Raw genomic sequence first — 6,521 nt, forward strand, 5'->3', positions numbered from 1 at the left:
CGACGCCCTTGGTGACCGAGTAGCTGTCCCAGTACGGGCCGCCGCAGTTGGCGCAGGAGCCGAACGAGATGACGTACTTCGGTTCGGGCATCTCCTCGTAGAGGCGCCGGACCGCCGGCGCCATCTTGTCGGTCAGGGTGCCGGAGACCACCAGGAGGTCAGCTTGACGCGGCCCGTGCGCGAACGGGATGACGCCGTGGCGGATGAAGTCGTGGCGTGACGTCGATGCAGCGATGAACTCGATGGCGCAGCACGCGAGCCCGAAGTTGAAGCACCACAGCGAGTACTTGCGTCCCCAGTTGAAGACGTACTTGATCGGCTGCGGTAGCTCGACCTGTTCGACTAGTCCCACTTGAGGACCCCCTTCTTCCAGGCGTAGGCCAACCCCTCGAGCAGCGTCCCGATGAACAGGAACATGGCGACCAGAGCGTAGGTCGCCGAGGGCGTGGTGGTGCCGTCGAGCGTGCCGACGATGACCGCCCACGGGAACAGGAAGATCACCTCGACGTCGAAGATGACGAACAGGAAGGCGAAGACGTAGTACCGGATGTTCATCTGGGTCCAGCCGGTGCCCACGGCCGGGACCCCGCACTCGTAGGTGGTCAGCTTCAGCGGCGAGGGGACCGATGGGCGCATCAGTCGGCTGACCAGCATGATCACGGCGTACAGGGCCGCGCCCACGACCACGAGGATCGCGAACGTCCCGTACTGCTCGAAGAAGCTCACCCGGGCCCTCCCCGGCGGTCCGCCGCCGTCGCGATCCCGCCGCAGAAGGGCTGCGGGATCCGCCGTGATCAGTCGTGCACGTCGAGGCATCAACTCCCCCGAACCGTGCGCGCACGCCGTGAGGAACGGTGCGCGCGAGGGTGGGGGTGCGTCACGGCCCGTGACGGGGCCGCGCGGTCGGGATGCTACCAACCGGGTGGACACCGCCCCAACGGCGAGGGTCGGGCGCACGCCGCGGGGTTCACCCGGTGGGCGAGGCACCGGAGGCGAGCGGCTCCGCACAGCCCTCGCCGTCTCCGAGGCCAGGGACGACGGCGAGCTCCAGCACGCCGCTGAGCTCCCCGTCGCCGATGTCGATGGCCGTGACGTGCACGTCGTCCGACGGCGGGAAGCTCGTCGCCAGACCGAGCCGGTCGAGGAACCCCGCACCACCGCCCGGCCGGACCGTGACGGTGCCGTCCGCGGCGACCTCCAGGGCGAGCTCGACCTCGAGGGAGACACCGGCCGCGCCGACGGTGGCGACGTCCGGGTCCAGGGTCACCTCGACCGGCAGCCGGAGCGGTAGCGCAGCACGCAGCGCCCGCTGCACGTCGCGCTCGGTCACGCGCAACGTCAGGACCGCAGGCACCGGGTCCGGGTCACCGATCGCCCACGGCAGCAGCGCTTCCGGCAGGTCGAGGTGCGCCTCGGCGATGCGGAGCTCGCCGGCCTGCACCCCCTCGGCCCGTAGCTCCACGCCGCGGGCGCGACCGGTGAGGAGCCGCGGGAGGACGGGGCGGTCGACCGCGGTCAGCTCGAGGTGCTCGGAGACGACGCAGCGGGCTGCCACGGCGCCGATCACCCGCGTCGCGATCGGGACGGCGGCGAGCTCGAGCGCCAGCAGGAGCGTGCCCACCACGACCGCGATCACCACGGGCCGACGCCTCACCCGGCGCGGTCGAGCGCGTACTCCGCCAGCCGGGTCAGCGCCGACACGATCGGTCGGTCACCGAAGCGCTCGAGCTCGGAGACCGCAGCGGTGACGTACTCGCCGGCCGTCGTCCGAGCCCGATCGAGCGCGTCGCAGGACCGCAGCAGCTCGAGGGCGCGCGCGACATCGGCGTCGTCCGGCGCTCCCCCGGCGAGCAGCCCCTCGAGCTCCCCACCCGGGTCGTCCTTGAGGGCGTAGAGCACCGGCAGGGTGCGGACACCCTCACGCAGGTCGGTGCCGGGCGTCTTGCCGGACGTCTCGTGGTCGGAGGCGATGTCGAGGATGTCGTCGGAGAGCTGGAACGCCACCCCGACGTTCCACCCGTAGCGGGCCGCGGCTTCGACACCATCGCGGTCGACGCCGGACAACAACGCGCCGTACCGGCACGAGGTCGCGATCAAAGATGCGGTCTTGCCCGAGATCACCTCGAGGTAGTGCTCGAGGGTCGGGTCGAGGGTCGGCACGTCCGGCAGGAGGGCGCTCATCGAGCCCTGGACCTCACGGATCTGGCCCTCGCAGAGCTCAGCGAGCGTCGACGCCATGATGCGCGTGACCTCGACGCCGAGATCGGCCGACAGCGCCGACGCGCACGCGAACAGGTAGTCCCCCGTCAGGATCGCGACGGTGTTGTCCCACCGGCTGTTGGCGGACGGCGCCCCGCGTCGGGCCGTGGCCTCGTCGATAACGTCGTCGTGGTAGAGGGTGGCGAGGTGCACGAGCTCGACGATCACGCCGGCGTCGACGAGCTCGGCGCGCTGGCGGTCCTCACCCGCGGCGGTCCCGTCGGGGCCGAGGTGGCCGGCGAGCGCGACCATCAGCGGTCGGAACCGCTTCCCGCCGGCTTCGATCAGGTAGCGGGCCGCCTCGTCCACGAACGCGTGGCTCGACCGTGCCTGCTCGTGCAGCTTGCCCTCGACGCGCTCGAGGGTGTCGGCAACCGGCAGCCCGTGGCCCTCGAGCTGTTCGAGGACCGGATCGGGGATGGCCAACCTGGCCGCGCGCGGTTCGGGCCGTCCTGCCGCCACCTCAGCGCACCAACGCGGCGGCGGAGTCGGCCAGCTGCAGGACGACCTGCGGCTGGACGCCGAGGTAGACCACCAGAGCGGCGGAGACCGCGATGCCCGTCGCGACGCCGGGGGTCACGATCGGCATGGGCTGGTCGACGGGGGTGGACTCGAGGAACATCGTCCCGGCGATCCGCAGGTAGAAGAACGCCGCGATGACCGAACTGATGACGCCGACGACGACCAACCAGGTCAGGCCGGCGCTCACACCCGCCTCGAAGATCGCGACCTTGCCGACGAACCCGGCGGTGGCCGGGACGCCCGCCAGGGACAGCAGACAGATGGCCAGGATGCCGGCGAGCGCCGGCGAGGTCCGGCCAAGACCCCGGAGGTCGACGAGCGTGACCTCGCCTCGGCGCCGGCGTTCCAGGGCGATGACGCACCCGAAGGCGCCGACGGTCGCCACGGCGTAGGTCATCAGGTACCAGAGCGTCGCCGACAGGCCCGCGTCCGACAGCGCGACCACCCCGATGGTGGTGTAACCGGCGTGCGTGATCGAGGAGTAGGCCAGCATGCGCTTGATGTCGTGCTGGACGACGGCGACGTAGGCCCCGTAGAGCATGGTGATCGCCGCGAGCACCGACAACGACGGGACCCACAGGGCCTGGAGCGACGGGAAGGCGACGAGGTACAGCCGGAGGATCGCGGCGAACCCCGCGGCCTTGGTGGCGGCCGCCATGAAGGCGGTGACGTTGGTCGGAGCGCCCTGGTAGACGTCCGGGGTCCAGAGGTGGAACGGGGCGAGCGCCACCTTGAACCCGACCCCAACGGTGACGAGGACCAGGCCGAGGGCGGCGATGACCGGCTGGGTGGTCACCAGCCCGAGTGTGCGGCCGATGGTCGGCAGGTCCACCGACCCGGTCGCGGTGTACAGCAGGGCCATCCCGTAGAGCAGGATCGCTGACGCGACCGAGCCGGTGATGAAGTACTTGAGCGACGCCTCCTGCGAGCGCCGGTCGCGCCGAGCCAGACCGCAGAGGATGTAGAGCGCGAACGACAGCAGCTCGAGCGCCACGAACAGGGTGATCAGGTCGTTGGCGGCCCCGAGCGCGACCATGCCGACCACCGACAGCAGCAGCAGCGGCTGGACCTCGGCCCGGTTGATGGCCCGGTCGGTGAGGTAGCCCTGCCCGAGCGGGATGACCAGCAGCGCGGTCAGGTAGACCGTCAGCCGGGTGAAGAACGCGATCCCGTCGTTGGCGAGCGACCCCTGGAGCGCCACCTGGGGCGCCATGGTGGCCGCGCCCGGTGCGGTCATCTCCACGAACTGCCACACGGTGAGGATGAGCGCGCCGACCAGCGACGCCGCCGCGACCCACGCGCCGATGAGGGTGGGCTTGCGCGGCACCACGGCGATGGCGGCGGGGACGGCGGCGGCGAAGCCGATCGCGACAGCACCGGGGATCACGACCCCACGGGCGATCAGCGCGGCGCCGAGCACGACACCGAGCAGCGCGGTCGGGATCCCGATGAGCGCCTGGCGGCGGTGGCCGGCGATGGCCACCAGCAGCAGCAGGAGCGCCGCTGCGGTCGGCAGCAGCTCGGGCGCGAACGCCGACCACGCGATGTCGGGGATGGGCACCTGGGCCACGTCGGTGCTCTGGGCGAGGATCACGGCTGGTCCTCCACTGTTGCCCCGATGGGTTCGAGGCCCGGATCGAGCTCAGCGGTGGCCGCGGCCTCGGTGAGGACGCGGTCGACCGACGGCTGGACCAGGTCGAACAGGGGCTTGGGGTAGAGGCCGATCGCGACGATCAGCACGACGATGGGGGCGAGCACGCCGATCTCGCGGGCCTTCAGGTCGACGGTGCCGAGGTTGTCGGCACCCTCGAGCGGGCCGTGGAACATGCGCTGGTAGGCCCACAGCAGGTAGAGCGCGGCGAGCACCGCACCGAAGGCGGCGAGCACCGCGGCCCACCTCGAGGTCTGGAACGTGCCGAGCAGGATGGGGAACTCGCCGACGAAGCCGTTCAGACCCGGGAGGGCGAGCGACGACATCGACACCACCAGCCACAGGCCCGCCATGATCGGGACCTGCTTGGCGAGCCCACCGAAGTCCGCGATCCGCCGCGTGTGGCGACGCTCGTAGAGGAAGCCGATCAGCAGGAACAGCGCGCCGGTCGACAACCCGTGGTTGACCATCTGCACGACCGACGCCGACGTCGCGGTCGCGTTCAACGCGAACGTGCCGAGCACGACGAAGCCCATGTGGCTCACCGACGAGTAGGCGATGAGCTTCTTGATGTCGGACTGCATCAGGGCCACGATCGCGCCGTACAGGATCCCGACGACCGACAGCCCGAGCAGCCACGGGGCGAACTCCGCCGTCGCGTCCGGGAACAGCGGCAGGCAGTAGCGCAGCAGCCCGAACGTGCCCATCTTCAGCAGCACAGCGGCCAGGAAGACCGACCCACCGGTCGGCGCTTCGGTGTGGGCGGCCGGCAGCCAGGTGTGCACCGGCCAGATCGGCACCTTGATGGCGAAGGCGAGCAGGAACGCCCCGAACAACCACCGTTGCTCGGTGATGCCGAGCTGCAGCCCGAGCACGTCGGCGTACGCGAACGACCCGGCCTGGCCGTAGAGGTAGAGGATGGCCACCAGCATCAGCAGGCCACCGAAGGTGGTGTAGAGGAAGAACTTGACCGCCGCGTACCGGCGGAGCGCCCCACCCCAGATGCCGATGATCAGGTACATCGGGACGAGGGTGAACTCGAAGAACACCACGAACAGCAGCAGGTCGGTGGCGGCGAACACCCCGATCACGGCGGTCTCGAGCACGAGGAACGCGCCGACGTAGCCCTTGAGCCGGTCGGTGACCTCGTGCATCGAGGCGAGCAGGATCAGCGGCACGAGGAAGGTCGTCAGGACGATCAACGCCAGGCTGACACCGTCGACGGCGAGGGCGAACCGAGCACCGATCGAGGGGATCCAGGTGGCGGCCTCCTCGAGCTGCAGCGCACCGTCGGCGGTGTCGAACCGGACGAGCAGCGCCAGCGACGCCACGAAGGCCGCGGTCGAGCTGACCAGACCGATCGTGCGGGTCGTGCGCTCGTCGGTCTCGAGGAACGCGAGCGCGAGCGCCCCGATGAGGGGCAGCGCGAGCGTGAGCGTGATGAGCCCCATCGGCTACCTCACCTGGATCAGGACGACGGCGAGCAGCGCGAGCGCGCCGAGCAGCAGGGCAGCGACGTAGCCGCGCACGAGACCGGTCTGAGCGCGGCGGCTGAACTCACCGATGCGCATCGAGATGCCGCCAGCGCCATCGACCGCACCGTCGATGATCCGGCGGTCGAACCACTCGAGCCGGGTGCCGAACCACCCACCCGCGCGGACGAAGACCGCCTCGTAGAGGTCGTCGAAGAAGAACTTGCGCTCGAACACCTCCGCGACGGTGCCGCGCACGGGTTCGATCACCCGCCCCTGGCCCACGTCGCGGCGGACGTAGGCGAGGTAGGCGAGCACGATCCCGAGCCCCGCGGCCACCAGCGAGATGACGATGAGGTGGAACTCGGTCAGCGGCCCGGCGGCCTCGTAGCCGAGGTCGTCGATCGGTGCGGAGACCGGCCCGAGGAAGGAGTTGAACGGCCCACGGTGGGTGAAGTTCATCACCGCCCCGCCGAAGGTCGACAGCACCGCGAGCACGATCAACGGCACCGTCATGGTGGCCGGCGACTCGTGCGGGTGGACGTCACGGCCGTAGCGGGGTTCGCCGAGGAAGATCAGGAAGAACCAGCGCGACATGTAGAAGGCGGTCAGCACCG

The 6,521-nt window shown here is 70.5% G+C and carries 6 protein-coding genes and 1 pseudogene; all 7 read right to left on the reverse strand.

The genetic code is table 11. The features are described from left to right. Positions 1-373 (reverse strand): NADH-quinone oxidoreductase subunit B (locus WEB03_RS02105; RefSeq protein ID WP_368069324.1); only part of this gene is annotated, 373 nt, incomplete at its 3' end. Then, complete coding sequence (locus WEB03_RS02110) at positions 343-693, reverse strand: NADH-quinone oxidoreductase subunit A (protein ID WP_368069325.1); 351 nt, start codon at positions 691-693, stop codon at positions 343-345. The genes WEB03_RS02110 and WEB03_RS02105, both read right to left, overlap by 31 nt. Before the next feature lie 274 nt (positions 694-967). Further along, positions 968-1,639 (reverse strand): LmeA family phospholipid-binding protein, encoded by a 672-nt coding sequence (locus tag WEB03_RS02115; RefSeq protein WP_368069320.1) that lies wholly within the window; start codon positions 1,637-1,639, stop codon positions 968-970. Positions 1,640-1,650: 11 nt separating this feature from the next. Continuing rightward, on the reverse strand, positions 1,651-2,721 hold the full coding sequence (locus WEB03_RS02120) for a polyprenyl synthetase family protein (RefSeq protein WP_368069321.1): 1,071 nt from the start codon (positions 2,719-2,721) through the stop codon (positions 1,651-1,653). Between the two features lies 1 nt (position 2,722). Next, positions 2,723-4,375, reverse strand: coding sequence for an NADH-quinone oxidoreductase subunit N (locus WEB03_RS02125; RefSeq protein WP_368069322.1), 1,653 nt, complete (start codon positions 4,373-4,375; stop codon positions 2,723-2,725). After that, entirely contained in the window at positions 4,372-5,883 is a 1,512-nt protein-coding gene (locus WEB03_RS02130) for an NADH-quinone oxidoreductase subunit M (protein ID WP_368069323.1), read from the reverse strand. Before WEB03_RS02130 ends, WEB03_RS02125 begins: the two co-directional genes overlap by 4 nt. Positions 5,884-5,886: 3 nt before the next feature. Beyond that, positions 5,887-6,521: pseudogene (locus tag WEB03_RS02135) on the reverse strand (NADH-quinone oxidoreductase subunit L); the annotation flags it as partial.

It is taken from the genome of Nitriliruptor sp. (assembly GCF_040882075.1).
Classification (GTDB): domain Bacteria; phylum Actinomycetota; class Nitriliruptoria; order Nitriliruptorales; family Nitriliruptoraceae; genus Nitriliruptor.

What these genes read in the sequence shown, in the direction of transcription:
- WEB03_RS02130 (WP_368069323.1), bottom strand. Translation starts at nt 5,883, where the DNA reads ATGGGGCTCATCACGCTCACGCTCGCGCTGCCCCTCATCGGGGCGCTC.